30 protein-coding genes are annotated in these 26,918 nt (G+C 39.3%); 28 read left to right on the top strand and 2 right to left on the bottom strand.

What is annotated here, in order from left to right; translation table 11 throughout:
* The first annotated feature begins 3 nt into the window (after nucleotides 1–3).
* The 14 genes from IGK85_RS04605 (at nucleotide 4) to IGK85_RS04670 (ending at nucleotide 11,089) form a co-directional block, all read left to right on the top strand.
* Nucleotides 4–252 carry a helix-turn-helix domain-containing protein gene (locus IGK85_RS04605; RefSeq protein ID WP_429972150.1) on the top strand — a complete coding sequence of 83 codons (249 nt, stop codon included), beginning with the start codon at nucleotides 4–6 and terminating at the stop codon, nucleotides 250–252.
* A 2-nt stretch (nucleotides 253–254) separates the two neighbouring features.
* The gene (locus IGK85_RS04610; protein ID WP_081119413.1) at nucleotides 255–446 is read left to right on the top strand and encodes a hypothetical protein; all 192 of its coding nucleotides are present in this window, start codon (nucleotides 255–257) and stop codon (nucleotides 444–446) included.
* Between the two features lie 151 nt (nucleotides 447–597).
* Nucleotides 598–1,539 (top strand): YqaJ viral recombinase family protein, encoded by a 942-nt coding sequence (locus IGK85_RS04615; protein WP_429972151.1) that lies wholly within the window; start codon nucleotides 598–600, stop codon nucleotides 1,537–1,539.
* 1 nt (nucleotide 1,540) lies between these two features.
* Nucleotides 1,541–2,440 carry a recombinase RecT gene (locus tag IGK85_RS04620; protein ID WP_429972152.1) on the top strand — a complete coding sequence of 300 codons (900 nt, stop codon included), beginning with the start codon at nucleotides 1,541–1,543 and terminating at the stop codon, nucleotides 2,438–2,440.
* A 38-nt stretch (nucleotides 2,441–2,478) separates the two neighbouring features.
* A complete protein-coding gene (locus tag IGK85_RS04625; RefSeq protein ID WP_429972153.1) occupies nucleotides 2,479–3,384 on the top strand; it encodes a Lin1244/Lin1753 domain-containing protein in 906 nt (301 codons plus the stop codon).
* Between the two features lie 14 nt (nucleotides 3,385–3,398).
* Nucleotides 3,399–4,187, top strand: coding sequence for a DNA cytosine methyltransferase (locus tag IGK85_RS04630; RefSeq protein WP_429972154.1), 789 nt, complete (start codon nucleotides 3,399–3,401; stop codon nucleotides 4,185–4,187).
* Complete coding sequence (locus IGK85_RS04635; RefSeq protein WP_429972155.1) at nucleotides 4,184–4,972, top strand: DNA adenine methylase; 789 nt, start codon at nucleotides 4,184–4,186, stop codon at nucleotides 4,970–4,972. Before IGK85_RS04630 ends, IGK85_RS04635 begins: the two co-directional genes overlap by 4 nt.
* A 36-nt stretch (nucleotides 4,973–5,008) precedes the next feature.
* Nucleotides 5,009–5,200, top strand: a complete 192-nt coding sequence (locus IGK85_RS04640) for a hypothetical protein (RefSeq protein WP_429972156.1) — start codon at nucleotides 5,009–5,011, stop codon at nucleotides 5,198–5,200.
* A gap of 281 nt (nucleotides 5,201–5,481) precedes the next feature.
* Entirely contained in the window at nucleotides 5,482–5,898 is a 417-nt protein-coding gene (locus IGK85_RS04645) for an ArpU family phage packaging/lysis transcriptional regulator (RefSeq protein WP_429972157.1), read from the top strand.
* Nucleotides 5,899–6,346: 448 nt separating this feature from the next.
* A complete protein-coding gene (locus IGK85_RS04650; RefSeq protein ID WP_429972158.1) occupies nucleotides 6,347–6,940 on the top strand; it encodes a hypothetical protein in 594 nt (197 codons plus the stop codon).
* An 80-nt stretch (nucleotides 6,941–7,020) separates the two neighbouring features.
* Nucleotides 7,021–7,473 (top strand): terminase small subunit, encoded by a 453-nt coding sequence (locus IGK85_RS04655; protein ID WP_429972159.1) that lies wholly within the window; start codon nucleotides 7,021–7,023, stop codon nucleotides 7,471–7,473.
* A complete protein-coding gene (locus IGK85_RS04660) occupies nucleotides 7,436–8,731 on the top strand; it encodes a PBSX family phage terminase large subunit (RefSeq protein ID WP_429972161.1) in 1,296 nt (431 codons plus the stop codon). Before IGK85_RS04655 ends, IGK85_RS04660 begins: the two co-directional genes overlap by 38 nt.
* An 11-nt stretch (nucleotides 8,732–8,742) precedes the next feature.
* Nucleotides 8,743–10,275, top strand: a complete 1,533-nt coding sequence (locus IGK85_RS04665) for a phage portal protein (RefSeq protein WP_429972162.1) — start codon at nucleotides 8,743–8,745, stop codon at nucleotides 10,273–10,275.
* Entirely contained in the window at nucleotides 10,268–11,089 is an 822-nt protein-coding gene (locus tag IGK85_RS04670; RefSeq protein ID WP_429972163.1) for a phage minor head protein, read from the top strand. The genes IGK85_RS04665 and IGK85_RS04670 overlap by 8 nt, the downstream gene beginning before the upstream one ends.
* On the opposite strand, the gene IGK85_RS04675 is transcribed toward IGK85_RS04670, so the two are convergent.
* A complete protein-coding gene (locus IGK85_RS04675; protein WP_429972164.1) occupies nucleotides 11,077–11,583 on the bottom strand; it encodes a hypothetical protein in 507 nt (168 codons plus the stop codon). The genes IGK85_RS04670 and IGK85_RS04675 overlap by 13 nt on opposite strands.
* Before the next feature lie 101 nt (nucleotides 11,584–11,684).
* Here IGK85_RS04675 and IGK85_RS04680 point away from each other — a divergent pair, with 101 nt between their 5' ends.
* The 13 genes from IGK85_RS04680 to IGK85_RS04740 are packed head-to-tail and all read left to right on the top strand — an operon-like array spanning nucleotide 11,685 to nucleotide 24,135.
* Nucleotides 11,685–12,734: an XkdF-like putative serine protease domain-containing protein gene (locus IGK85_RS04680; protein WP_429972165.1), complete on the top strand. Its 1,050-nt coding sequence runs from the start codon at nucleotides 11,685–11,687 to the stop codon at nucleotides 12,732–12,734.
* A 14-nt stretch (nucleotides 12,735–12,748) separates the two neighbouring features.
* Nucleotides 12,749–13,687, top strand: coding sequence for a phage capsid protein (locus IGK85_RS04685; protein ID WP_429972166.1), 939 nt, complete (start codon nucleotides 12,749–12,751; stop codon nucleotides 13,685–13,687).
* A 20-nt stretch (nucleotides 13,688–13,707) separates the two neighbouring features.
* On the top strand, nucleotides 13,708–13,914 hold the full coding sequence (locus tag IGK85_RS04690) for a hypothetical protein (protein ID WP_317756060.1): 207 nt from the start codon (nucleotides 13,708–13,710) through the stop codon (nucleotides 13,912–13,914).
* Nucleotides 13,915–13,923: 9 nt separating this feature from the next.
* A complete protein-coding gene (locus tag IGK85_RS04695; RefSeq protein ID WP_429972167.1) occupies nucleotides 13,924–14,331 on the top strand; it encodes a hypothetical protein in 408 nt (135 codons plus the stop codon).
* A complete protein-coding gene (locus tag IGK85_RS04700; protein ID WP_395997389.1) occupies nucleotides 14,321–14,665 on the top strand; it encodes a putative minor capsid protein in 345 nt (114 codons plus the stop codon). Before IGK85_RS04695 ends, IGK85_RS04700 begins: the two co-directional genes overlap by 11 nt.
* Nucleotides 14,662–14,991 carry a hypothetical protein gene (locus tag IGK85_RS04705; protein ID WP_429972169.1) on the top strand — a complete coding sequence of 110 codons (330 nt, stop codon included), beginning with the start codon at nucleotides 14,662–14,664 and terminating at the stop codon, nucleotides 14,989–14,991. Before IGK85_RS04700 ends, IGK85_RS04705 begins: the two co-directional genes overlap by 4 nt.
* Nucleotides 14,991–15,425, top strand: a complete 435-nt coding sequence (locus IGK85_RS04710; protein WP_142968757.1) for a phage tail terminator protein — start codon at nucleotides 14,991–14,993, stop codon at nucleotides 15,423–15,425. The genes IGK85_RS04705 and IGK85_RS04710 overlap by 1 nt, the downstream gene beginning before the upstream one ends.
* 11 nt (nucleotides 15,426–15,436) lie before the next feature.
* Complete coding sequence (locus IGK85_RS04715; protein ID WP_118215311.1) at nucleotides 15,437–15,943, top strand: phage tail tube protein; 507 nt, start codon at nucleotides 15,437–15,439, stop codon at nucleotides 15,941–15,943.
* 50 nt (nucleotides 15,944–15,993) lie between these two features.
* On the top strand, nucleotides 15,994–16,398 hold the full coding sequence (locus IGK85_RS04720; protein WP_270288454.1) for a hypothetical protein: 405 nt from the start codon (nucleotides 15,994–15,996) through the stop codon (nucleotides 16,396–16,398).
* Between the two features lie 12 nt (nucleotides 16,399–16,410).
* The gene (locus IGK85_RS04725; RefSeq protein WP_429972170.1) at nucleotides 16,411–17,106 is read left to right on the top strand and encodes a Gp15 family bacteriophage protein; all 696 of its coding nucleotides are present in this window, start codon (nucleotides 16,411–16,413) and stop codon (nucleotides 17,104–17,106) included.
* The gene (locus IGK85_RS04730) at nucleotides 17,099–20,290 is read left to right on the top strand and encodes a hypothetical protein (protein WP_429972171.1); all 3,192 of its coding nucleotides are present in this window, start codon (nucleotides 17,099–17,101) and stop codon (nucleotides 20,288–20,290) included. Before IGK85_RS04725 ends, IGK85_RS04730 begins: the two co-directional genes overlap by 8 nt.
* Complete coding sequence (locus tag IGK85_RS04735) at nucleotides 20,268–21,695, top strand: distal tail protein Dit (protein ID WP_429972173.1); 1,428 nt, start codon at nucleotides 20,268–20,270, stop codon at nucleotides 21,693–21,695. The genes IGK85_RS04730 and IGK85_RS04735 overlap by 23 nt, the downstream gene beginning before the upstream one ends.
* Nucleotides 21,696–21,705: 10 nt before the next feature.
* Entirely contained in the window at nucleotides 21,706–24,135 is a 2,430-nt protein-coding gene (locus IGK85_RS04740; protein WP_429972175.1) for a metallophosphoesterase, read from the top strand.
* A gap of 125 nt (nucleotides 24,136–24,260) precedes the next feature.
* Here IGK85_RS04740 and IGK85_RS04745 read toward each other — a convergent pair whose 3' ends face one another.
* Nucleotides 24,261–24,425: a hypothetical protein gene (locus tag IGK85_RS04745; RefSeq protein ID WP_231473265.1), complete on the bottom strand. Its 165-nt coding sequence runs from the start codon at nucleotides 24,423–24,425 to the stop codon at nucleotides 24,261–24,263.
* A gap of 124 nt (nucleotides 24,426–24,549) precedes the next feature.
* Between IGK85_RS04745 and IGK85_RS04750 the strand changes: the two genes are divergently transcribed.
* Nucleotides 24,550–26,907 (top strand): hypothetical protein, encoded by a 2,358-nt coding sequence (locus tag IGK85_RS04750; protein WP_429972176.1) that lies wholly within the window; start codon nucleotides 24,550–24,552, stop codon nucleotides 26,905–26,907.
* The last annotated feature ends 11 nt before the right edge of the window (nucleotides 26,908–26,918 follow it).

Genomic DNA, 26,918 nt, shown 5'->3' on the forward strand with positions numbered 1-26,918 from the left:
ACAATGAAAATATCTCAGATGAAGAATGTTGTACCACTTGAAAGAAGAAATGAAGTGTTAGAGGTTGAGTGGAAGAAAGCAAAAGAAATTGCTGATTATCTTGGTATTTCAAGACCAACGTTATCTAAATTAACACGTCGGGATGTTGATCCGATTCCTTTTTCAAAACTTAGCGGGATTCTTCAATACGATCTGCAAAAGGTTAAGGAATGGGAAGAACGTAATAGAACTTTTAACTATAAGGAGGCGTAATTATGAAACGTTCAATTAAAGACACTTTGACCGTTACTGTACTTTTGTTTTTTGTAGTAGCTTTCACAGCAATCCATATTGTAGCAGGACTTGTATTAGTTTTCTTATGGGGCTTCGCTAATGTTGTTTACGATTTAGCTGCTAAAGATTACCAAGACAAAGAAAAAAGACTTGCTAGCCGACCAAAGCAATAGCAAGTCCATCGAATATTTTGATAAATATCTTTGTCTCCATTTTAAAACAGAAAAGGGGAAATGACAATGAATTCTTTTGAACAAGCATTAGACGAGTATTTAACAACTCCCGGATGGGGTCAACCAATTTCAATTGAGGAGATGACAGATGATGAGTAAATCAACTCTTGAAATGACTCATGACGAGTGGTTATTAGATCGTCGAAAGGGTATAGGTGGCTCAGATGTCGCTACAATCCTTGGGTTAAACAAATGGAAGTCGCCTTATCAATTATGGCTAGAAAAGACTGGTCAAATCGATTTAGAACACACTGAGAGCGAACCAGCGTATTGGGGAAATGTACTAGAGGAAGTTGTGGCTAAAGAATTTCAAGAACGAACAGGCAAAAAAGTTCGCCGACGAAATCAGGTATTCGATCATCCGTTACATCCGTTCCTGCGAGCGAACATTGACAGAGATGTTGTTGGTGAAAATGCTATTTTGGAATGTAAAACAGCAAATGCTTTCCTTGGTAAAGAATGGGAAGGCGAAGAAGTTCCTCTAAGTTATTTGTGCCAGGTTCAGCATTATATGAACGTTTTAAATAAAAAATATTGTTACATTGCCGTTTTGGTTGGTGGACAAAAGTTCATTTGGAAACGAGTTGATCGTGATCAAGAACTGATTGACATGATCACCGAACGATTAGTTAGTTTCTGGGAGGAAAATATTTTAGCTGGCAAAGAACCAGAAATAGATGGTAGCGAAGCAACGTCAGACTTTTTAAAAGATCGGTATTCGGAACTTGATGAAACAGAAACCACATTGCCATCTTCATTTGATGATTTAGTTGAGCAAAAAAGGGAACTTAAGAAAGCAAAAAAGGAGATCGAAACAGCCATTCGCCATGTGGATAACGAAATCATAAGCGAACTTGGCAAAAGAAATGCGAGTATCGGTATCGCTCCAAAGAACATTGTTTCTTGGAAGTTAGTATCCACTAGAAGAATGAACAGCAAGAAACTTGCTGAAAAATATCCCGAAGTAGCAAAAGATGATGAAATCTATAACGTTACTGAATCACGAAGACTTACAGAAAAGGAGATAAAATAATATGGCTACAAATGATGCATTAAAAAACCAATTAGCTGAAAAGAGTACGCAGGTTGTTGATCCATCTAAATTAGGATTCAAGGCTTTAATGAACACACCAGCAATGAAAAAGAAATTTACAGATATTCTTCACGAGAAGTCGGATTCCTTTATGGGATCACTTATGACTCTAGTTGGTGGTGATAATTACCTATCTCAAGCCGAGCCAATGACGATCATTGCATCAGCTTTAAAAGCAGCGACAATGGATCTGCCGATTGATAAGAACCTTGGTTATGCTTATGTGGTTCCCTTTAATCGATCAGAAAAGGTTGGGAACAAATGGGTCAAGCATAACGAAGCTCAATTCATTCTAGGATACAAGGGTTATATTCAACTTGCTCAACGAAGTGGTCAATACAAAGCTCTTAACGCTTTGGCAGTCTACGATGGACAATTGATCGATTGGAATCCATTGACCGAAGAATTTACGTTTGACTACAAATCTAAAGTATCAGATGAAGTGATTGGTTATGTCGGATTTTTTGAATTACTGAACGGCTTTAAGAAAACAGTTTACTGGACCAAGCAAGAAATCGAAAGTCACCGCATCAAGAATGCTAAGGGATATGACAAAGAAAAATTAAGTGGCGCTTGGGTCGATAATTACGACTCAATGGCCATTAAAACAGTTCTTAGGAATATGTTATCCAAATGGGGCCTTTTATCTGTTGAAATGCAATCAGCAATAGCTTCAGATGAAAAAGTTTTTCGAGTAGACGAAAACAACGATTTGATTGAAGAAACTGATTTATCAGATATGGAGCCATTGAAGCAAGATCTAAAGGAAGCTGAACGAGTTGAAGAATCTGAAAACATCGAAACATTGTTCGATACATCAAATCCACCGATAGAAAAATAATGAGGGAGTTTAACTCCCTCTGATTAGGAGGAATAAGCGTGGCAAGACCAACGAAGAAAGGTCTTGATTATTTTCCTCTGGATGTCGATTTTTTATCAGATTTAAAAGTTCGAAGAATTATTAAAGCATGCGGTAAAGAAGCCGTTCATATACTGGTCGCCCTGCTGGGTAATATTTATCGTGATGAGGGGTATTGCGTTTTGTGGGATGACGACCTTGCGTTCTTAGTGGCTGACGAAGTTGGTACGAAGGAGGGCACAGTTGAAGAACTGGTTAGAAAAGCCGTGCAAGTAAAATTCTTTGATAAAGATATTTTTGATAAATACTCCGTATTAACTTCTAAAGGAATTCAAAACAGATACATTCTAGCCACTAAGGAACGTAAAAAAGTTGAGCTTGAATTTAAGTATTTGCTGACAAATGAAGTTAATCGGTCGAATATTTCGATTAATGGGCGGAATAACTCAGTTAATCAGGGGAATAATCAACAAAGTAAAGTAAAGGAAAGTAAAGAAAAGGAAATAAAAGAAGATGCTACTGCGAGCGAGAGTGCGTCCCTAGAAACTTTCCAAAGATTATGGCTCTTTCCAAATGTTGTACAGGTCGAAGATCTGCTTAATCTGGTTGATATCTATGGCGATGAACTTGTAGAGGCTGCTATTAAACTTGCTGGTAGTAAAGACGTCCCTAAGAATCGAGCTATTAGCTTTTTAACGGCATCTTTGCAGGAATGGGCAGATGCTAACGTTAAAACAATCGATCAAGCAAGAGATTATCAGCGAACTAGAGGCACTAAGAAACAAGGCTATAATCAAAAGCCACTACGTGAGGAAAAACTACCTAATTGGGCTGTAAACGAACAGGGGGAAGAACAGTTGTCGCCTGAGCGCCAAGCAGAGCTTGATGCGAAACTAGCAGCATATCTAAACAAAACGAAGCATTGAAAGGAGGGAGTTAAGTGAGAGCATTATCTCTTTTTTCGGGGATTGGCGGCATTGATTTAGCAGCAGAATGGGCCGGAATTGAAACAATAGCATTCTGCGAATATGCTGATTTCCCCAGGAAAGTTTTAAATAAGCATTGGCCAAATGTGCCAATTTTTAAGGATGTAAAGAGACTCAGTAAATCGGAATTAGAGAAAGCAGGTGTTATCGATCGAGACAAGACAATTAAGCTTATTCACGGAGGATTCCCTTGCCAACCTTACAGTTCAGTTGGGAAGCGAAAAGGCAAGGATGATGACCGTGATCTCTGGCCGGAAATGTTTAGAATTATCAACGAACTTAGGCCCGATTGGGTTGTTGGAGAAAATGTTGCTAACTTCGCCAATATGGAACTCGACCGCACATTATTCGACTTGGAAAATCTTGGGTACGAAACAAGCACATTTATATTACCAGCTTCAGCCGTGGGGGCGTGGCACCAGCGATCAAGAACATTTATTGTGGCCAACGCCGATAGCAAGCGATGGGATAGCTTGGAAGTACCTCGGGAAAGCGGATGTAGGTCGTTCTGTCAGAATGGCTTTGACAAACAAGCCTGGGATCAGGAGAGGGCAGAAGCGAGTAGTATATTATCTCGCGCTTCTGGAATACTCGCCGATACAAGCATCAGAATTCATAGAGACGATGATGGGATTACCGAAGGGATGGACCGACTTAAATCACTCGGAAACGCAGTAGTTCCACAACAAATCTATCCAATTTTCAAAGCGATTATGGAGATAGAGAGGATGATAGAAAGTTGAAAAGAATATTAAATTATCCTGGTAGTAAATGGCGCATGGCGGACTTAATTGTCGATATGATTCCAGAGCATACGACTTATGTGGAACCATTTTTCGGTAGCGGAGCTGTCTTGTTTAACAAAAAAATGTCAGCAGTAGAGACAATAAATGACTTGGACCAACGTGTTTATAATTTTTTTAAAGTGTGCAGAGATGAACCAAAAGAGTTAGCAAAGGTTGTCTATTTAACACCTCATAGCAGATTGGAGCACCAGCTGAGCGGACAGACTGTGGGCGATAGTATAGAAGATGCCAGAACATTTTTAATTCAGAGTTGGCAATCTATTGGTGGGATTCAGAAACATAAAACTGGATGGAGAAGTAATATCGATAAGATAGGCGGCAAGATTCATGAATGGAATGAAATACCAGAGCGGATACTTGAAGTCGCAGAACGGCTTAAACAAGTTCAGATAGAAAATCAAGATGCAATTGAATTACTTCAAAGATACAATCGCAAAACTGTATTTGCCTATATCGATCCACCGTATGTGATGGCGACCAGAAATGGCAGGCTTTATCAAACGGAGTTTGAAGATAAACAACATGAACAGCTGTTGGATTTCCTTTCATCTGATTTTAAAGGCAAAGCGATATTAAGCGGGTATCAATGTGAAATGTACGATGACATATTAAGTTCATGGTACAAAGTACAATTTCAAGCGAATGCAGAAGCCGGTCAAAGTAGGCTAGAAACACTTTGGTGCAATTTTGAGCCAAACGGTCAGCTGTCATTATTTGGTTAGTCAGCTATCAGACGAAATAGCAGAAAGGATATGTTTATGAAAAATAAATTTGTAATCTTTGCATTCTTGGGATTAATCGCAGTATCATCTTGGATTTCTGCTTATGTGATTTTGTCCCAAGCAAAACAAATCGTGAAGCTACAAGAACAACTGCAGAATGAGCAGATGAAGTACAAGGTTATTATCAATGATCCGTTAGTCAGGGATGCGATGGAAGCAGGGGGATGAAAATGACTTTTGCAGTACTAGGTATAACGGCTTTTGTCGTGATTATGTTTCTATGTGTTGTGATAGGCAAGGCTACAGACGAAAAGGAGCAAGATTATGGAGGAAGCTATTTTATGGAACAAGATGGTGTTGATCGTCGAAGTAATCGTCACGGAGCAGTTAAAAAAGATCGAAAGTAAAGCAAAATAAAAAGCATTAAGCAATCGCCCAATGCCTCAAAAATAATGATTTTGTCCCCGCCAAGGTAACTTCATTATACCAAACAAAGGGGCGATTGAGCAATGATGCTATTACTAAGAGAAGTTGATTTCTCTCAAACGAGAAAGAATGCACGATATGTTTTGAAGAACTACCGTCGGTTGGAGCGGATTGCAGGTCGTTCAAAGATCGATGTCCGCTCACCAATTATTACTGATATGCCTAGAACACCTAGTAATGGAAATAAGTCCGAGGATGCTTACATTCAAAGATTGGATGCAGAAACAGAAAGAGATGCAATAATCGTGGCGCTTATGGCTTTGAAGCTAACAAGCAGACAGATACTTCATTATAGCTTCTGCTTACAAGAGCAGTATTCTAATCTAAGGATCGCAGATGAGATGGGCTATTCAGTTCGGCAAATTGAGCGAATGAAGTCAGATGCATTGGTTGAATTTGCTGAAAGTTATCGTCGTGGCAAGCTTGTCGCTTATCGTTGAAAAATGGCGCTTTTTTGGCGGTATAATGGCGGTTTAATGCCAATAATCCATAGTAAGATAGTATTATCAATTATTGTAAATAACAGGGCGCACTCCTTTAAGATGCGTTGGCAGACCTCCTTTCTGAAAATTATTCCCAGCGCCCTGTATTTAACTAAGAAGGCAAAAAAAATATATTATGAATGGAGTTGAACACACTCCTTATCTTCATTCGCTAGCCGTCTTTTTATTATGTCACTGTGGCAGACCGGGGAAATGCAGAGGCTATGCATATAATGTGTACGACTCGTAAGTGAGGTTCAAGTCCTCACCAGTGGATTTGGGAGTTGTCGGTTAGATTACTCACATGATCTTTGCTACTTCCTACTAGGCAGTCCTTTAGGGCTGTTTATTTTTATTGGGTATTACTCGATTTCTTGATATTATATAGAAAAGGAGTGATTCATAAGTGAATAGTGAACAATACGTAGAATCTGTTAAGCAGATGATGTCCCAACAAAATAACTTTTTTGCAATATTTCTTGCTATTTTAGCGATTGTACTTACATTTGCTGGAATATTACAATGGAGATTAAGTAATAAACAAATTCAACAAATCAAAGAAGAAACAAGGGCGGAGACAATTGCTGATATTGAGAAAATACTTAATTTATCTGATTTACATACATTAAAAGACGATATAAGGAAGCCTTTGATAAATAGTATTGAAACAGCAACTCAATCGGCTAATGGATTTTTAGATTACGAGCATCTTTCGTTAGATTTAATTTTTTTAAATTTGAATAGAAGTCCGTATCCCATAGCTGATTTAATGGTTGTTATAGATGTTTACACGCCTTATTTGAGAAGGGATATAGGTAATTTAAACTATTTCGTTTCCAAAATAGAAAAACTAGTTAATAATTCGGATATCAATTTATCAGACGAAGGTAATATCCCACGTTTAAAACTTGTGTACGATAAATTATCTGTAATTGAGAGTAGCTTGAATCAAAAGTCATTTAAAATTGAAAATTTTAAGAATGCTAATCTTTTTAAATAAGTAATTGTCTAAAGATCTCACTTGAGGTCTTTTTTTATACATAGAATTACAAAACAAACACAGATTGCGGGGTGAGAGTAGTGAAATTAACTGAAAAACAACGTAGGTTTGCGGATGAGTACATTATCAGCGGTAATGCAACTCAAGCCGCTATTTCTGCTGGGTATAGTAAACGAACGGCTAAGTCTGTAGGCAGTGAGAACCTGACAAAACCTGACATTAGGCAATATATAGACGAAAGACTCGAGCAGCTGCAGTCTGAAAAGATTGCTAGTCAAGAAGAGGTGTTGGAGTATCTTAGTAAAGTTATGCGAGGAGAAGAGACTGATCAGACAGTCGTGTTCCAAGGTGCTGATTATGGCTCTTCAATTGAAGATATACAGGTAGCTAATAAAGATCGTCTAAGAGCAGCTGAACTCCTTGGCAAGAGGTATAGCCTATGGACTGATAAAGTGGAGCTAGATGGCAATATGGATCTGAAAGTGGTGGTTGATTATGGCGATGGCGAAAACGAAGCGCCAAATGATAGTTAAGGTACAATTTAACCGAAATTTCCAAACATACAATACCACTAGGAAAAGATATCGATTAGCTAAAGGATCAGCTGGTTCTGGTAAATCCGTAAATACTGCGCAAGACTTTATCATAAAACTTGGAGATCCGAAATATAAAGGAGCAAATCTTCTTTGTGTTCGTAAAGTCGCCGAGTCAAATAAAGATAGTACGTATGCTGAATTGAAGTCTGCTATTTATAAGATTTACGGATCTGACTACCACAAATATTGGTCCATTAAATCATCGCCTATGATGCTCGAATCAAAGATTACTGGTAATCAAGTGATATTTCGTGGGATGAAAGATGACGGACAACGAGAAAAAGTAAAATCTATTACTTTTGACCGTGGTAAACTCACCTGGATATGGATTGAGGAAGCGACAGAACTTTATGAAGCCGATGTAGATATTCTTGATGACCGTTTACGTGGTAATTTGGATTTTAACCCATATCTTTACTATCAAATGACTTTTACTTTTAACCCGGTATCTGCTACTCACTGGATTAAGGCAAAGTATTTTGATGTAACACATCTAGACATTTTTACTCATCAATCCACATATCTACAGAATCGATTCATAGATGAAGCCTATCATCAGCGGATGATGATGCGGAAAGAGCGTGATCCTGATGGATATCAAATCTATGGGCTCGGCGAATGGGGTGAGTCTGGTGGACTTATCCTTACTAATTACATTGTAGAAGACTTTAACATAGATCCAGAACGTTTTGACTACATGGTTAACGCTCAAGACTTTGGATTCAATCATGCCAATGCTATTGGTGAGATTGGATTTAAAGATGGTGAGCTTTTTTTGTGCCGTGAAATCTACGAGTTCGAAAAAGATACGAGTGAACTTATTGCGATCGCTAATGAAAAAAGAATCAATAAAAAACTGGTTATGTGGTGTGATTCTGCCGAGCCGGATCGAATTAAAATGTGGCGCAAAGCTGGCTATCATGCTGAACCAGTTGTAAAAGAACCCGGAAGCGTGTCAGCGCAGATCGATTATTTGAAGCAGATGCGCATCCATATCCATCCAAGTTGTACAAATACAATCAAAGAAATACAACAATGGAAGTGGAGAAAGGACGAGAAATCCAATACTTTTACAGATGTTCCGGTGAATTTCTTTGATGATGCAATGGCTATGTTGCGGTACTCTATTGAACTGGAAAGGCGTAAAGGTCAGCAAGCCAAGAAAAGACGTACAAATAGAAAGACAGCATTTTAGGAGGTGGTTTCTTGACATCGAAAATTATTAGTGGCGGATCGTCGGGATCTGTTCCTAAAGAATATATCAAAAAGAACGTGAGCATTGAGAATAAAAGAACTCTAAAGTTCAAGTCTGCAGGTGGTTTTGATCAAAGAAGAGATTTAACCCAATTATCTCCACCGTATGATATTGCTACATTACGATCAATCACCGATATATCTGACATTCTTAATCAATCGATTGAAGCTTATGTAACGAATGTGGCTGGATTTGGTTTTGGTATACGTTACAAGGTTGACGACACCGAAGAAACAGCAGAAATGAAGGCAGAATGGAATCAATTGGATATCCTTCTGAAAGAATTATCCTTTGAACGTCCGCCAAAAGAAGTGATTGAAGAAGTCATTCGACATGTTGAAGAATGTGGGAATGGCTATATTGAAGTTATTCGTAATCTTAAAGGTGATGTTGTAGGGATTGATTCTGTCAAACCTGAGTACATGACTGTTACCAAACTAAATAGAGTGATAAATGCGGACGGATCAGAAATTAAGGTCCGCTATTTTGTCTTTCGTGATTCTATGGATGATTCTGTTAAAGAATCTGGAACGTGGTATAAAACCTATGGGGATCCTACTCCGTTTAATTCAAATGGAAGTGTGGGTTCTGAGGGACAAGGCACAGCTACTGAAATCATTCATCTTAAAAATGGAGATTTTCAAGATCCTTATGGCAAGCCCCGCTGGGTAGGACCATTGATTAAAATACTCGGAAATCGCAAAGCTGACGAATTGAACTATCGATATTTTACTCAGGGAAGACATATTCCTCTTGCCATCACTTTAGAGAATGCGCAGCTGACTGAACAATCCGAAGCCACGTTACAGGCATATGCTAATGCAATTGGCGGGGAAGAAAATCAGCATAAGTTTTTATTGCTAGAAGCTGAAAAAGTAAGTCCTGCAGAAGAAGGGCTAGGATATGGGGAAGATAAATTCAAACCAGCAATTAACATTGAGAAGTTAGCAGACATCTTACAAAAAGATGCTCTATTTCTTGAGTATGATGAGAACGTCATTGAATCAGTCCTTGGAGCATTCCGTTTGCCCCCGATTTATGTAGCTAGATCAAGCGACTATACAAGAGCTACTGCTGAGACTGCTAAAGAACTGACGGAAGAACAAGTGTTCCAACCCATGCGTGAATCTTACGATTGGCGTATTAATTCGCTTTTCAGGGAATATGAATTCAAGTATGTAGAAGTGTTTCTGAAATCATCCAATCTTGTAAATATGGAGGATGTTAAAGCGATTCTCACACCAGCTATCCAAGCGAATGCAGTCGCTCCAAATGATTTGAGGGATATTCTTTCAAAAGCCCTCAATAAGCCACTAGAAGCTTTTGATGGAGAAGAGTATAATTATCCGCTTAATAGACAATCATCGTCATCAGCGTTTAATCTTGGTGATTTGGACGTGGCTAAGGCATATGGTGAAGGAGAAGTAAGTGAAGTTGCAGCAAGTATTCGGCGTATGATCCGGAGTGTGAAGTCCAATGAATGATGAAGAGTTAATCAAAGCCGCTTTACAGCTGAAAAAAGAAGAAGATGATGAACTGTCTAAGCTTCTAGAAAAAGCAGGCTTTTTATTTGTCCCAATATTGCTTACGTTCATCTTAAATTCAGAGGATAAGATGGATGATACCTTGCAAATTGATTACGAGGAAGTATGGGAAAAAGTAAAGAAATTCGTAGAAAATCGAAAAAAGAAACCTACTAAATTATCTATAAAAGTTATGCTCCGTGGACGATCATTCAAATCAAACATGGAAGAAAGTGTTATCCCAGAACTGAGAAAAGCTTTTTTTGGGTTGTTTGATGAATTTAATGCCAAGTATGACGGATCTGAGGACTTTGATTATCAAACCAAACACTACCGAGACATCGAAAAATGGCTCAGGAAGCTGCCAAAGTTAATGAATGTCACTACAGAGAACGCTCTTGTAGGAGTGATTCAAGAATCTTTTAATGAAGGTAAAGGCATCCGATGGTTAGAAAGTAAGCTGTCTTCACTCCCTGAATTCTCTCGCAATCGTGCCAGAACAACTGCGATCACTGAGGGATTAAGGATGTACTCTGGCAGCCAGTATGAAGCGTTCATGCAAAACGATGCTGTTATAGGTATGACTTGGCACCACACTCATGGAATAAAAGAACCGAGAAAAGGTCACGAGGCAATGGACGGTCAAACAATCGCTAAAGGCGAGTACTTCATCGTCAATGGCGAAAGTTGCCGTTATCCTCGTGACCCTATGTTATCTGCTAAAGAGTCGATTCATTGTCATTGCTTTGTTGTTCCTACTATTCAATCATTTTGAGAAACTACCATAAGACTCACAAGCTCAACTTCATTTGTTTTAATTCCAAGGTCAAGAAATGGCAGATTCACATTTGATTCCAAAAATTTAACGTTTCTAAAAACAGCCGGGCTTTCAAGTGTATCCGGCAGATTTAGTCCATTCACAAATTCTTTGATTGATTGTAACAATAACTGCTGATCATACTTTAACAGTTCCTTACTCACAGGATAAAAATTATATTTATCCTTCATTTGTCTTAAGACAATACTGTATAAAGAATTTTCATTACGAAGGTTAGGGGAAGAGCGTCTATATTCAACCATGTTTTCTTCCCAAAAAATAGTCATTGGATCAAAGTTTTCATCGCTCAAGAATGTTGTGGCAGTAAAAAGTTTATTATCATAACTAAAGACTAGTTCTCTTTTGTCTACTTCTATACTTCTTTGTTCAAATAATAATTGATCAAAGATCCTTAGGGCATATTCTATAGCTTGTAATTTAATAAAATCCATGTTTAAACCTACTCTCTGATTTTGTTCGGTTATTGTACCGACAAACTAATTATATAGTATGTGTAAATGTTTTCAAATGATATTTGAAAGGTGGTGAGAAAATGCGAAAACTAGAAAACGTTCTTGTAACACATGTTTCATATGTGGATAAGGCGGCCAATAAGAAATCATTCTTTCTTACTAAGTCTGCCGAAGACCTAAAACCAAATTTTGAAACCGAAGTTAAGTTGGTTACTAAATCAGATGATCCACAAAAACTTGTATATGGTGTTGTTTATGAGCCTGATGTGGAAGATGTTCATGGAGATTTCATGGATGCTGACACAATCGAGAAGGCTGCACATGGATTCATGGCGGATTATCAACAGATTGACAAACAGCACGATTTCACCACGAATGCTGGAAAAGTAGTAGAGAGTTATGTTGCCCCTGTTGATATGACTATCGGCGAAACCACAATCACAAAAGGAACTTGGGTGCTTGTCACTAAAGCTACTGACGAAATGTGGGAGTCAATCCAGAAAGGTGATTTCACAGGCTATTCATTAGCAGGAACCGCTCAGGTCGAAGATGTTCAGAAGCAGACTGCCGATAACTTTGAAAGAGGTAAAACTTATCGGGATGTTAATGCGGCGATTGATGCATTCAGATCGGCCACTTGGTCAATTTTGGACAACTACACAGACAGCGATGCGGATAAAGTCGCCAGCATTCAGTCGGAAATCGGCGAGTTATCCACACTTATCAACACAATAAATACAACTAAATCAATTACCAAACAAGGACTAATCGAAACGGTTAAGTCCTTTTTTAGTACAAGTAAATCCGAGGAGGATGAAGAAATGACAGAAGAACAGTTAAAAAAAGCGCTCGGCGAAGCGCTGAAACCAGTAAACGATCGTTTATCAGCTTTGGAAAAAGGCGATAAATCAGATGAAAAACCAGAAACAGCGAATTCAGAAGCTAGCATTGAATTAGATGCTGATGCTATTGCTAAGGCTGTATCAGAAGCCGTGGCACCTTTGAATGCGAAGATTGAGAATCTTGAAAAATCTCGAATCAGCAACAATGCAGAACAAAATTACACAGAAACAGTTGAGAAATCGGTTGTACCATCTTATGTGGACGCTGCTTTCCCGATTTCTGAATAAAGGGGGAAACACAAATGACAAACGTTTTATCGAACGAAACATTGATCAAACAAATGAACGCAATCTTGAAAGCTGGTAACAATGTTACCTTACGTGAAGACAATGCTCGAGCGTTCTTCTTAGATGCAGTTGCAACTGCAGGAACTATCGGGAAATTATTTGTCCATTTTGCCAAATCAGGGACAGGATCTTTGGATAAATTAGGTGTTAAAAAGCGTACATTGAAAAAACACCTAGGTATTAACACTGAAGATACTGGCACGGATATCAAAGAAGAAGACACAGTACCATTCTCTCTTGTTCCGGTTTACTTGGATACATGGATCGAGAACAGCAATACATTTTATACCGCTCGTACTCGTGGGCAAGATGTCCGTCAAGCGTTACTTTCACTAATGCAAGCTCAGTATGCAGCGGATTTGCAAGATCTAGCATTTAATGGGGATGAATCTTCATCTGATGCATTCGTGAAATTAAATGACGGTTACATCAAAATGGCCAAAGCATCTGCTGAAGTAAAAGTAGAAGGTGCTAAATTGCCAACGATTCAAGAGCTAACAGCTGCAACTGCTAGAATTGAACCAAAATATTTGCGTCAAGGAACATTTAAGTTCTTTATGTCTCAAGCGACAGCAACAAACTATGTTGTTGAATTACAAAATCGAAATACTGCTTTGGGTGATGCAGTACTCGTGGATGGTGCCCTCCGCAATATTGGTGGATTTGGAGTCGAAGTTGTTGAGTCTATGGAAAACAATGTAATTCTGTTCACTCCTTATGAAAACCTCGCTGTTGTTTCTGGTTTGACTGTTACATTGACAACCGCTGCTCAAGACAGCCGTGCCGTTGCAAAACAGGCAACATATCACTTCATGCTTGATGATGTTGACTTCATCATTCGTGAACCTAAAGCACTAGCTTACTTCGGTATTGATGCTACTCCAGAAGGATAAGAAAGGGATCGGTGAAAAACATGGCAAAATACAACGTTTTAAAAAAATTCCGTGATAAAGAAACTAAAGAAGTGTATGAAGCAGGAACGGTCATTGATATGACCGTTAAACGTGCTGAAGAAGTTGCTGTAAATCTAGATGATTCTTTCTTAGAACGTGTTGAAGAAAAAAAAGATGACAAGACAGCCGGCAAAGACGATCAGAAGGAAGACAAAAAAGAAAAGTAGGTGAAGATCATGTCTGAACCTTATGTTGATGAAGTCTTTTATAAGGATGATTACGAGGGAACCCCTGTTGATGATAAGGACTTTTCTCGTCTATCCAAAAGGGCTTCGGACATTATTGATTCTTTGACAAGCTATCAAGTGCCTAAAATTGGTTTGGATAAATTTTCCGAACGTGTACAGCTGCTGATTAAAAAAGCATGTTGTGCTCAAATTGAATACTATCAAGTTGAAGGTATAGATCTTGATGTTACAGGAAATACTTTGAGCGGTCAGAGCGCTTCTATTGGTGGGTTTAGCTATTCTGGCGCAACAACGTCAACGAGTAAGCAAGTTAATCGGGTCGCTCCGAGTTGTCTTTCATATTTAGAAGGAACCGGTCTTTTGAGAAAAAGGAGTGTGAGGATCGGTGTCATTTAAGCCAATACCTAAACACTTGTTGATCCATGAGGTTATCTATCAAGCTCCAAAGCCTGATGATGATGGCTCAATGGGAAGTGGTGAACTGCCTAAACCACAAAAGATTGAACATGTAAGGTTTACTCCTAAGCGAAAAAGAATTGTAAAAACGGATAATACAGAGGTTTTGACTAACGGCATTTTGTACGTCGATGCTGTTAATTCAAAACCTTTTGTAAATCCTAGCGAGGACGGAACAATTACATTTCAAAACCGCAAACTAAAAATCGTTGAATGCTACGAGGTGTTCACTGACCAATTAAATCCACATCATATTGAGGTGATGTTGCAATGAGCGGGAGATTTGAAGGTAATTTCGATCGTATTGAGAGAGGTATCGAATCCGCTCTGAATCCGACATCAATCGCATTTGCTAAAGCGGCTAATCAGTATGTTAAGAAAGACACTGGTGCAACCGAAGCTAGTGTTTGGGTTGATAGTGATTTCCCAAAAGGAAAACTGGTATGGGGTACAGAGTATGCTGGGTACGCATATTATAGGGGAACTCCATCTAAAAACCACAATCCTCAAGCATCTATACGGTGGGCTGAGGTTGCGAAAGCTCAAGATATGGATGAAGTACTGGATGTGGCAGAAAAAGCAATTAAGGAGGCTCTGTGATGGATTTATTTGCACGAATTGCTGATCACTTACGCTTATTAGAACTTGAAACACCAAGAGTAACAAGCACTGGGAAGCAAATCATTCAAGAAGACAAACCTCCTCAGGACAATGAACGAGATTTATCTATACAAGGGATCGCATCCGGACAAGGACAGCAGGACTTGGCTAGAAACAGGCAAATTCCGTTCATGGTTCAAATCATTATCAAAAACACAAATCAATCACAAGCTTTTAACGATGCTTGGAAGATTGCTGACAGTTTTGATAAGTTGCCAAGAAAAGAAAATGGTGAATGGGTCACACTTTGCTCGAGTGATGGCTCATTTTTGTTTGATTCGAGCGAAGTTTACACACAACCTAGAAATTTAGGTATACAAGAGCATGATGCATATCTTTATGTACTCACTGTTCGATTAAATATAAGTAAATAGGAGGAAATTTCATGAAAATGAATTTACAGTATTTTGCAGCTGGTGAAGGCTATTCACCTAACTGGATGAACAAATATGAAATCGGTGTAGCTGCAACGGTCGGAGAAAACGGAAAACTTGTGCCTCCAACGACTGTTCACGAACTAGCAGATGGTATTCAGGAAGCAACACCTTCCCAAGATGAATCATCTGAAACATATGAATATTACGGTGATAAGGGTGGATCAAACACCGATATCACACGTGTTACTGGTGTTTATGCTTTTACAGGTCATCGAAAATATGCTACTGATGCAGCGCAAGAATTTGTACGCGATCGCTTAAACAAAGCTGGACAAGATCGAATTGTTTTCTTCCGTCATACTGAGCCAGATGGTCGTGTAATTCAAGGTAATGCTACCTTGTCAGGTATCGTTCATACCGGCGGGGGACCAAACAACCGTGGTAACTTTGAAATGCAAGTATCTTTCAATGGTGTTCCAGAAGATACCAAACCAGATACAACCCCAGAAGGCTAGTCATTGTACTAGCCTTTTTCTTTTACATAAAAAATTAGGAGGAATTACAAATGTCAAAAAACAATTTAATCGAGGTAGGTTTTAAGAAGCAGGTTCAACCAGTAAGAATTGCGGGTTTAGATTTCGGTATAAAAACAGGTAAGAAATATCGTGATCAGTATTTGTCAGAATTACCCAAAATGCTTGAAGTTATTCAAGAGCAAGAAAAGGTTATTAAAACAGCTTCTGAATCAGGTGATTACAAAGCAATCGTTGGAGCTAATGATAAGGTTGAATCCGTTGTCAAAGACGTTATTGATTTAGTGCTGGGTGAAGGATCGTTCGATAAACTGATGGATGCTGCAGATGATGAAATTGATTTGGTTGTCGGAGCATTCCTTGAAGTTGCTGATCAGTATAAAAAGCTTCAAACAAAACAAAAAGCACAATCCTATATCGACGGTAAAAAGAAATAGAGGTGATGCTTTATGGCATTATCTCTTGCTTGGGGTATTGATGATTCGGTCGTAATCAATGAAAACACTTATGAATTAAATCTAGAATTTTCTCGTGTTCTCCGATGGTACGAAATGTGGAAAGATCCCGAATTATCTAAAGAAGGAAAAGTACTATATTCCATTATCCTAATTTTATCCCATGATTGGGCGGAAGTACTTCCCGAAACGATCGAAGAACTAGCAGATATAATTCCACAGGATGATTTAATTCCATTATCAAACGCTATCATCAAAAGGATTGCCGGGGATCAATTTGAAAGCACAACCGTCAAACGTGACTTAAAAGGAAATATTTTAGAGGACGAGGAAAAGAAGTGGTATGAATTCGAACAGGATTCTGGCTACATCTATTCCTCTTTTTTGATGGATTATGGGATGGATTTGATGGTGGAAAGAAGCAAGGGAACACTGCATTGGGATAAGTTCAACCATTTATTAGCTGGTTTGTCTGAGAATACCAAGTTTAAAAATGTCATCAAGATTCGCATGATGGAGTACCCAGAAAAAGCCACACCAGATGAAATTAAAGAAATAAGAAAAGCAAAATTAGCGGTGGCTTTGAAAGAAGATCGAGCAAACTTGGAATTTGAAATGATGGACCTTAAGCAAAAACGAGAATACATGTTGAAAAAACAAGAAGAAAGAGGTGAGGTGAAGGATGAATGATGGTTCCGTAATCATTGATGTCGAATTTAATACCGACAAAGCGCGAAAGCAGTATCAAGATTTTGGTAATGAAGCTGCACAACAATTGGATAATAAAATCGGCAAATCTAAAGCCTTCAACTCACTGTCTGAACAGTCCACTGAGTTTGCGAAAAAAGCTAGTTTGAGTATTTTAGCAGTAGGAACTGCAGTTGCAGGTTTTTCAATAAAAGCTGCAGCTGACATGCAAGCAATGGATGCTCAATTTTCTCAAGTGTTCGGCAATTTAGAAAAGAATGCGCAAAGTAGTATTGATTCAATCTCGAAAGAAACCAATATCCTGCCTAATCGTTTGAAGCCAGCCTTCACTTCTATGGCTGCATTTGCAAAAACGACCGGTATGGATACAGCTGACGCATTAGACTTAACTAGTCGAGCAACTAAAGCAGCTGCCGACAGTGCTGCTTTTTATGATAAATCAATTGGCGAAGTCTCTGAGAGTTTACAGTCGTATTTAAAAGGAAACTACGAAAACGATGCAGCACTTGGGATTTCTTCCACTGAAACCACTCGAAATGCAGCTGCAAATAAGCTTTACGGCAAATCATTTAACGACTTATCCGAATCCCAGAAGCAGTTGACACTTTTACAAATGGTTGAGGATGGTAACAAGTTATCAGGAGCATTAGGACAAGCTGCACGTGAAGGCGGTGGTCTTGAGAACGTTATTGGAAACATGAAACAAGCCATCACTGATTTAGGGGCAGCTTTTGGTGCTCCATTGCTTGATCCATTTCTCGCAATTGTTCAAAAAATTAGTGGAGCGATGGCAAAACTAGCAGAGGTTTTTAGGGAAAATCCTGCGCTTGTATACGTTGTTGTAGGTGCAGTAACTACCTTAGCTGCAGCATTAGGAGCAGCATATCTTGCAGCAAATAATTTCGCAAAATTGAAGGCAATCATTTCTGGTGTAAAAGCTGGCTTTATGGCACTCACAAGTCCGGTTTCTCTAGTTGTTCTAGCAATAGGAGCATTGGTAACTGCTTTTATCTATTTTTACAACACGAGTGATACCTTTAGAGAGAAGGTTAATGGGGCGGTCAAGACCTTACAATCTTTTATGGCTCCTGTTGGAGATGTTATCGAAGGCATTAAGTTGCTGGCACAAGCTTTTAAAGCGATTGTTTTCAACGACTTCAGTGTAAGTCTTTCTGATTTACATGATCAGTTCGTCAAACTATTCCCTGAATCTCTGTGGAACGGTATGACATCGTTCGCACAAAGTACTAAAGGAATAGTACAAGGGATTTCAACTCTGGCAAAAGCTTTCAAAGCAATAGCGCTTGATGATTTCTCGGTAAGTGTAACCAATTTAAAGGCAGATTTTTTAGAGGTATTTCCTGAAAGCTTATGGAACGGAATGACCAAAATCGCTTTAGGAATTCGATCATTGATTAACGGATTCAAAAGTGGTGAAAAATCAATAGATCCGTTTGGAATTGCTCTAAAAATACTGCAGTCAGTTTTTCTTGGATTGCTTGGACCTATAGGATTGTTCATTAAAGGGTTTGAACTGATTGCAAAGGCTCTAGGAGGCGGGGACGTTTCAAAAGGTATAGATAAAATTATCGATGCCTTTGATTTGCTTGCATCTGGTTTACAGAGCAATGGACCGAAAGTAGGAAGATCTGTTGGAAAGGCAATTGAGGGCATTCTAACGGCTATCGCAGGTGCATTACCTGGTATTATTTCAGGAGGATTGCAAATAGTAGCTGCTATTGTATCTGGAATCGCACAAGGCCTACCTTCATTAGCAATGTCTGCCAGTCAACTAATTATGGCTTTCACAGGAGCTATGCTTATTCTAGTACCGCAAATCGCCTTATCAGCAACAGCAATCATTGTGGCTTTATTAGCAGCTTTAACAGCAGGGATGCCACAAATTATTGTTGCTGGTGGCTCGCTGATATTAGCTTTGTTAGAAGGAATTACACAGCAACTACCAGCGTTGATCGAGTCTGCAGCAACTTTAATCGTCACTTGGCTGACTTCTCTTACATCGCACTTACCAGAAATTATAACTGCGGGTATGTCTTTATTAATCGCAGTGATACAAGGGATAACCCAAAAATTACCCGATTTGATAATTGCTGTTGGGCAAATGATAGTAACCTTTTTAACCGCACTTTCGTCTCAACTACCGCAAATCGTTGTTGCTGGTGCCACCTTAATAGTTAATTTTATAAATGGATTAGCTACTATGATGCCAAGTATTGTAGCTGCAGCAATAAACTTAGTTGTTCAGTTTCTTGGCGGAGTCTCTGCTAACTTAGGAAGGGTAATAACTGCCGGTGTCAGTATAGTCATTGCGGTTATCGACGGGATTGCAAATAATATCGGACGTATTATTGAAGCAGGTATGAATCTCGTAGATCAAACTGTTGCTGGAATTCTTAGGGCACAAGATAGATTGTTTCAAGCGGGGATAACTTTAGTTAATGGTCTAGCTGATAATATTCGAGGAAATCAAGGAGCCATGAGCGATGCAGGGGCAAATCTACTTAATGCATTAATAGGAGCCTTGCCTGGTGGAGCACTTATCAATAATGGTATTGCGCTAGTAGACGGTTTGTTAAGTGGGCTTATGTCAGGATTTGAAAATGTTAAAAGGACGGTTTCGGGTTGGGCAGATACAATCGCAAGTTTAAAAGGGCCGATTCCATACGATAAAAAAGTATTAATAGAAAATGGTTTGGCTTTGGTATCAGGGCTTAGAGAAGGACTATTGAATGGATTTTCAGAAGTCAAATCGAATGTGGCTACTTGGGCAAATGAATTGCAAGAAGGAATCGAATCTGAAATTGATTCAAACTATTTTAATGATTTAGTTAAGTCAATTCCAACTGAAATACCAGCGATGAACGCTTTGATGAACGGAGTACTGTCTCCAGAATTAGTGTCTGGAGTCGACAGATATTCCAATGCATCCAATAGAGCTGCTGAGGTGTACAGAAGTAAAGAATTAGCATCAGGATCAAATATCTCAGATGGCACAGTGTTCCAAATTCCAACACATGTGCAAATAGATAGCGAGACGATAGTGAAGAAAACATTCAAATTGACATATCAACAAATTAAGCAAATGCAATTTACAAAAGGCAGATTGAGAGGTGAAATAGACAATGCTGGAAGTGACTTATGGTGATTATAAACTAACAGATTACATGGCTGTTACTTCTAAGTTCAATCGGGGAATTGGTTTGAACCGCTCTAACTACTTAAAAGACAAGAAAGAGACGGGCAAACTTTTTTTACGTTCTTCACATGAAGAAAATATCATCACAATGCCTTTTATATTACGTTACGATCTAAATGTAAAAAGACGAGAACTGGCTAAAATTCTTGGAACTCTAACACCGCAAAGACTAGTCTTTAGTGATGAACCAGATAAGTACTACATGGCTATTCCTGACAATCGAATAGATTTAGAGGAAATTGTTTTCCTTGGGAAGGGACAGATTGATTGGATTGTGCCTGATGGAGTAGCTTATTCGACAGAGGAGAGGCAGTTCCATGCTTTAGACAACACATTATCTATCGAAAATAATGGATCTCACAAATCTCCTGCAAGTTTTACTGCCGATTTTACGGAAGATACAGATTATTTGGGTCTTTTAACTGATAAAAAAATCATCCAGTTGGGGACAGTAGAAGACACAGATGCTTCTACAATGGCAGAAAGCACAGTCATATTTAACGAAAGTATCACGGGAACATCGAATAGAAATTGGTCAGAGAACGTTGCACGTATTCGCCATACACCAGACACTTCTGCACTTTCTGGGCGTGTATCATGGAAGTCAAACTCTGTGGAGGTCGGTGATTTCGGTTCAGGAGAGGGTTGGCATGGACCAAGTGTTACAAGATTTTTGGGCGATGATGCCATTGAGAACTGGGAGGCGACATTTCGTGTAGGTTTAAAACGTGCATCAAGCAATCCCAAAAGAGAACAAGTAGGGCTGCTTGAGGGGAATATTTTAGATGCAGATAACAACTTTATAGCCGGGTTCAATATTAAGAAACCTCGGGCAACGGATGAACGAGTAGAGTATGCCTTTTACATTGGAGATAATCGTGTATTTCTAGGTGACATTCCATACAATTTTCGGGATTTCTTTGGAAATGTAGTTATCAAGAAAATCGGTAGTAAATTCGTCTTTTCGATTGGCGGTTTTGGTGACAATTGGAAGTTCAACTGGAGTTATAGTAAAAGTTTTACGAATGATGATGTAGCCAACTTACGTGCTAAGTCAATAAGCGCTTTTTTCGGTTCTTGGAATTGGCGGCCAAGCATGTCGTTGGGTATGAGTTATGCCAAATTTACCAAAATAAATACGAATAATCCAGAAGAAGAATCACTCAAATTTTTGACTGGTGACCATCTAGAAATTACGGAAAATTTGAAAGTCTTTTTAAACGGCACGCCAGCTGATGACTATCTTGCAAACGGTTCGGATAAGCTTTATTTTGAGCCGGGGACAACAGAAGTCTTGATTGCTTCAGATAAGTCTCCATCTGTGACCGCAACGCTGAGAGAACGGTATTTATAGGAGGGATAGAATGTATTTTAGAGTAATAGATGAACAGTTCAATACACTCACCTCTTTTCTAGATGAAGACCTTCTTGATGATGAGCAATGGTATTCCCAACAAGGCAGTACTCTTTCATTAACGATTTCTAAGGAAATGTCTGGAAGCGAGTTCGTGATCGAAGACAATATGATTGCTTTTGTCGATGAAGCAGGCAAAAATAATCTATTCACGATTATGAGTATTTCCGCAGAAGATGAGTATACGCGTACAATTAAATGTGAAAGCTTTGATACAGCTCTGATCGGCGATATTGCCAATAGTTATGTGTCCAACAAGCCACAGACCATTGATTACTACTTGAATCGAGAATTGTATAACACCGTTTGGGAAATAAGACTCAATGAATTGCCTCACAAAACAGCATTGCCGGATTGTAGCGGAACGGGCAATACGAAAAAATCTCGTATTTTTGCGATCGCAGAGTCATTTGAAGCTGAATTGGATTTCGTCATAGAATTCAATAACTCAAAACTGAAACGTGCCTACATTGATATTTATCAACAAAGAGGAACGGATCTCAGTAATAGTGTAGTACTTAGGACTGGCGATGATGTCGAAACGATTCATAAAACAACAGATATCTATACAACATTTACTGAGGTAAAAGTGTTAGGTTCAAAGGCGGATATCTCTTCGATCAAGTATGATGATGGCATCTATTATACAACGGATGGTTCCAATATCATTTACAATCGTGAAGCCAAAACGGATCGTGGCGGGAAAAAGGTGATGGGTTATTATTCTTCTAGCAGTGCTACTCCATCAACTATTTTCGCCGAAGGACTATCCTATCTAAAAGATAATGATGAAGTCAAAGTCAATTATGAAGTATCTGTTATCCGTGGAATGGATGATTATCATGTCTTTGACTATGTAAAAATTATTGATAATGAATACAATCCAGCTATTCGAGTAAAAGCAAGAGTTTTAGAAAAAACGATCAGTCGGACTGATCCAAGCAAAAACAAAGCGGTCTTTGGCAACTTCGTCACATTGGCTAGCGGAATATCCGCCCGATTAAAGGCTTTGCAAAAGCAACTTGATGAGATCGAGGCAAGGTATTCCGTCAAGCTGCTCAGTGACAACGGTACTGGGTTTATTGATGGTGTATCGAAAACAACGACATTAACAGCAACGGTTTACAGGGAAAACGAAGAAATAACAGATACGTTATCAAATTTGGATTTCTTCTGGTATAAAGTTGATAAAAACGGCGTTCATGATACCAATTGGGAACAAAATACGTATGGTAAAGGGAAAATGGTCAGCGTGTCTGATTTAGATCTGGAAGATATCGCAAAAATCACCTGTCGAGTCAATGTTCATAAAAACAAATGGGTCCAAGCAATCTACTTCATCAACGGATTGAAGGCATTAGCGTACAGAGTAGAGCAATTACGAACAGAAGACACCTTGGTCGTTCCTGTAATCACAGATACGCATTACGCAACGGATGTCATGAATAAAGAAGACATACGAGGCAATCTGATGGTATTTGATCACCTCAAAAATTTCGTGGAATTTACAAATATGGTTGAGTGTGATTTCGTTTTACACAACGGGGATTTTGTAGATGGGCGAACAACCAAAAAAGAGAATGTCAAAAATATTGGAGAGTTTATGGGCCTTTTCGGGCAAGTAGACTGTCCTTATTTTATTGCTTTAGGGAATCATGATGACAATCGGTATGGGAATCGAGCAAGCGGAAATGTGATGAACCAAGTCATTTATCCGCAAGAAATGTATCAGTTAGTCACTACAACAGCAAGAGCTTTTGGAGTGGTGGAGAATCCTTCCGATCGGAATAGTTATTACTATTATGATGTACCCGATAAAAAATACCGGCACATCATGTTAAATACTTTTGACCATCCTTATACATCTGGGGCGAATCAGGATTTGAATTATATCAATAATGGTGGCTATAGAGAAAAGCAAATCAATTGGTTGATCGATGTGTTGAAAAATACGCCATCAGATTACACCGTGTCTCTTTCACAGCATTGCTCAATGGGGACGGGTTACAATGACACGAATCCGGAATACTTGTTCAATGCATTGATCGTTGAGGGCATCGTAGGCGCATTTCGAAATGGCACAACCTACATTGGAGAAAATAAAACTGATAGAGATTTTCTAGTCAGCGTTAATGTGACGTTTGATCAACCGCATAAAGTAGCCTTTGTAGCAAATGGACACCATCATGTCGATCGAATGAAAGTTGTCAATAATGTCATGAACATCACAACGGCCATATGTAACCCTGAAGGACGTCCTCAAACTTGGTTCACTTTGACTCAAGATTTATGGGATGTTTTTTTGATCAATACGAAGACAAAGCATGTGGATGTATTGCGATATGGCTACAGTGATAAAAATCGGCAATTTGATTACTAAGGGGGTGGGAAGGTGCCGGTAATACAAGATGAAATAAGTTTAGTGAAAGTCAAGGATGGACTATCTGGCGAAACATACTACCCTCACCGTGCATGGAAGATGGCAGATGGTACATTTACTAAGATTTATCCAAATGAGAATTTACTTCCAATTTCTAGATTTGAAAAAACAGCTTCTAGAGAGTTTGTAAATGATTCAAGATGGGATTTGGCTCCGATATTTGATAAATATGGTGTGGGTATTGAATATACAATATCTTTTGATTTAAAATCTGCTGTTGCTGGTCCCATTCAAGTTTATTCCCAAAATGGTTCCGGAACTAAGTACAATATCGGAACAACTGCGGTTCAAGCAACTATAGAATATAAGCGTTATAGGGTGACTGTTATTCCTCAACTACAAACTGGATCAACTATGACCCAAGCTCTTTTAGCGTTTTATGGGGTATATGACAGTGGACGGATACCAAGCATCAAGAATGTTAAGGTTGAATTGGGTAATCTTTCTACTTTGGACATACCTTCACCGAATGAGAATTATAGCGAAGCCTATCCAAAATATGAAGGATTCTATTCAGATACGAATCAAGTTGGGTCTGATAATCCTGACGATTACAAACCATGGAAACCATTCATGGGACCTCAGGGGAAAGACGGCTATACACCGATAAAAAATGTTGATTACTTTGACGGACAACCAGGTCAAAATGGGAAAAGTGCGTATCTATGGATAAGATATTCTCAGAACGCAGATGGATCTGGCATGACTACGGATCCAGCAAATTCTAAATATACTGGTTATGCTACCACGGAAACGAACGTTGCGCCTACCAGTCCAAGTGCTTATAGGTGGCAACAAACGAAAGGCGATCCCGGCATAGGCATTCCGGGAGAACCCGGACCAGACGGAAAGACGTCATATCTGCATATGAAATACTCGAATGATGGTGGACTTACTTTTACTGGAAATGGTGGAGAAGACGGCGGGGATTACATTGGCCAGTATGTTGACTTTACAGAAGCTGACAGTACGAAGCCGAGTGACTATACGTGGTCATTGGCGAAAGGTCCAAAAGGGGATAAGGGTGATTCAGCGCCACTGATTTCTTTATCAGGGGCAACACAAGCAATCACAATTGATAAAGATGGGAAGATCACACCGGCTTCTAGTTTCACAGTGATCGGGACGGCAGTGAACACGTCTATTTCCAATTGGACATATAGCTTAAACGGTGGCAATTTTGGTTCGGCAGTTCCAACAGGAGTCACTCGTTCAGGGAACACAGTAACCATCAATCCAGCAACAGCGACATTTAACCAACTCACTATTCGGGCTGCTGATGCAACCGTGAGAGACGAATTCACTATTTCTAGAATTAAAGATGGTGGAGACGGAACACCAGGTGCCGACGCTTACACCGTTTTTCTGACGAATGAATCGTACACCTTTGCCGGATCAACAAGTGCCGCATTGGCTGGGTCAACGACAACGGAAGTCGTTGTTTACAAAGGGATCAACAAAATCACACCAACTAGTGTTGAAGTTGGAACTAAGCCCACAGGGCTATCATCGAGTGTCAGTGGTTCTGTCGTATCCTTCACAGCTGCGACAACATTAGTCACAAAGAGTGGTACTATTCCTCTCACGATCACAGCGGACGGCAAAACATTTACGAAGCAGTTTGCTTTCGCTATCTCATTTCAAGGCGGAAAAGGAGAGCCAGGTCAAAATGGCGTCAGCGTCACAGGAACCCAAGTTCAGTATGTCCAGTCATCCGGAACGACGGAGCCGACAACAGGATGGTCAAATACACGTCCCACGCCAGTACCCGGTCAATGGTTGTGGATTCGCTCAAGAAGTATTTTATCAGACGGGACATACGGATCATGGGTAACAGTTCCAACTTTAATCGGTCGTGAAGCAATTGTAATTAACGCTACGGCACCAAGTAATCCGTCCACAGGAACGCTATGGCAAATTCCGAGTGATCCAAACGTTAAACAGTGGGACGGCACCAAATGGGTTGATTGGGGTATCTCCATTGATAATCTGATTGCGGAAAATGCGGTGTTCAAAGACGGTAAGTTTGAGACGTTAGAAGGTGTTCAAATTATTGGTTCTCAGTTTATTAGCCCATTTGACAAAGAAAAGATCGCAGGAGGAACGAACTGGATCAGAGGAACACTAACGAATGCTGACGGTATGAGTGTCCTTGAATGGGCAGAGTATAATAAATCCTCTGGTGCTACTATATCCACAGGAACAAATAGGTTTTATCCTGACGGAATTTCGACAATGAAAAAAACTGGGTCGATTATCAGATCTTCTTATTATGGTGCTGACGGTATTCAAATAAGTGACGGAAATCTCCCTCAATTACCAGCATCCTTACTGACTATAGAAGATATTGTCCAAATACCAAAAACTCTGATTCCGGCTTCTAGTGGTTATAGCCAATACGCTACCTCTGGGGATAATGCACCATTTGCTTCACGATCAGGTCGAATCGTTCAATTGTCTGGAGCATTTAAAAATAATACTGAGTTAGCGAGCGGGGTTAGTGGAACAATGGGGATACTGCCTGACTGGGCGAGACCTGAAAGAGCTGTACTTATGCGTGTTCAAGCATCTTATAACAATACTTACCTGTTGACCGTAAATACGGATGGAACAATAACTATGAGTCGACATGCAGCCGGAGCTAGCAATGTAGCAGTTCCTTCAGGTTCGTGGTTAAATATAGCAATTGTCTATGCTGCGAAAAATTTGTAGGAGGTGAGCAG

This window comes from Enterococcus sp. AZ015 (assembly GCF_050499225.1).
Classification (GTDB): Bacteria; Bacillota; Bacilli; order Lactobacillales; family Enterococcaceae; genus Enterococcus_D; species Enterococcus_D entomosocium.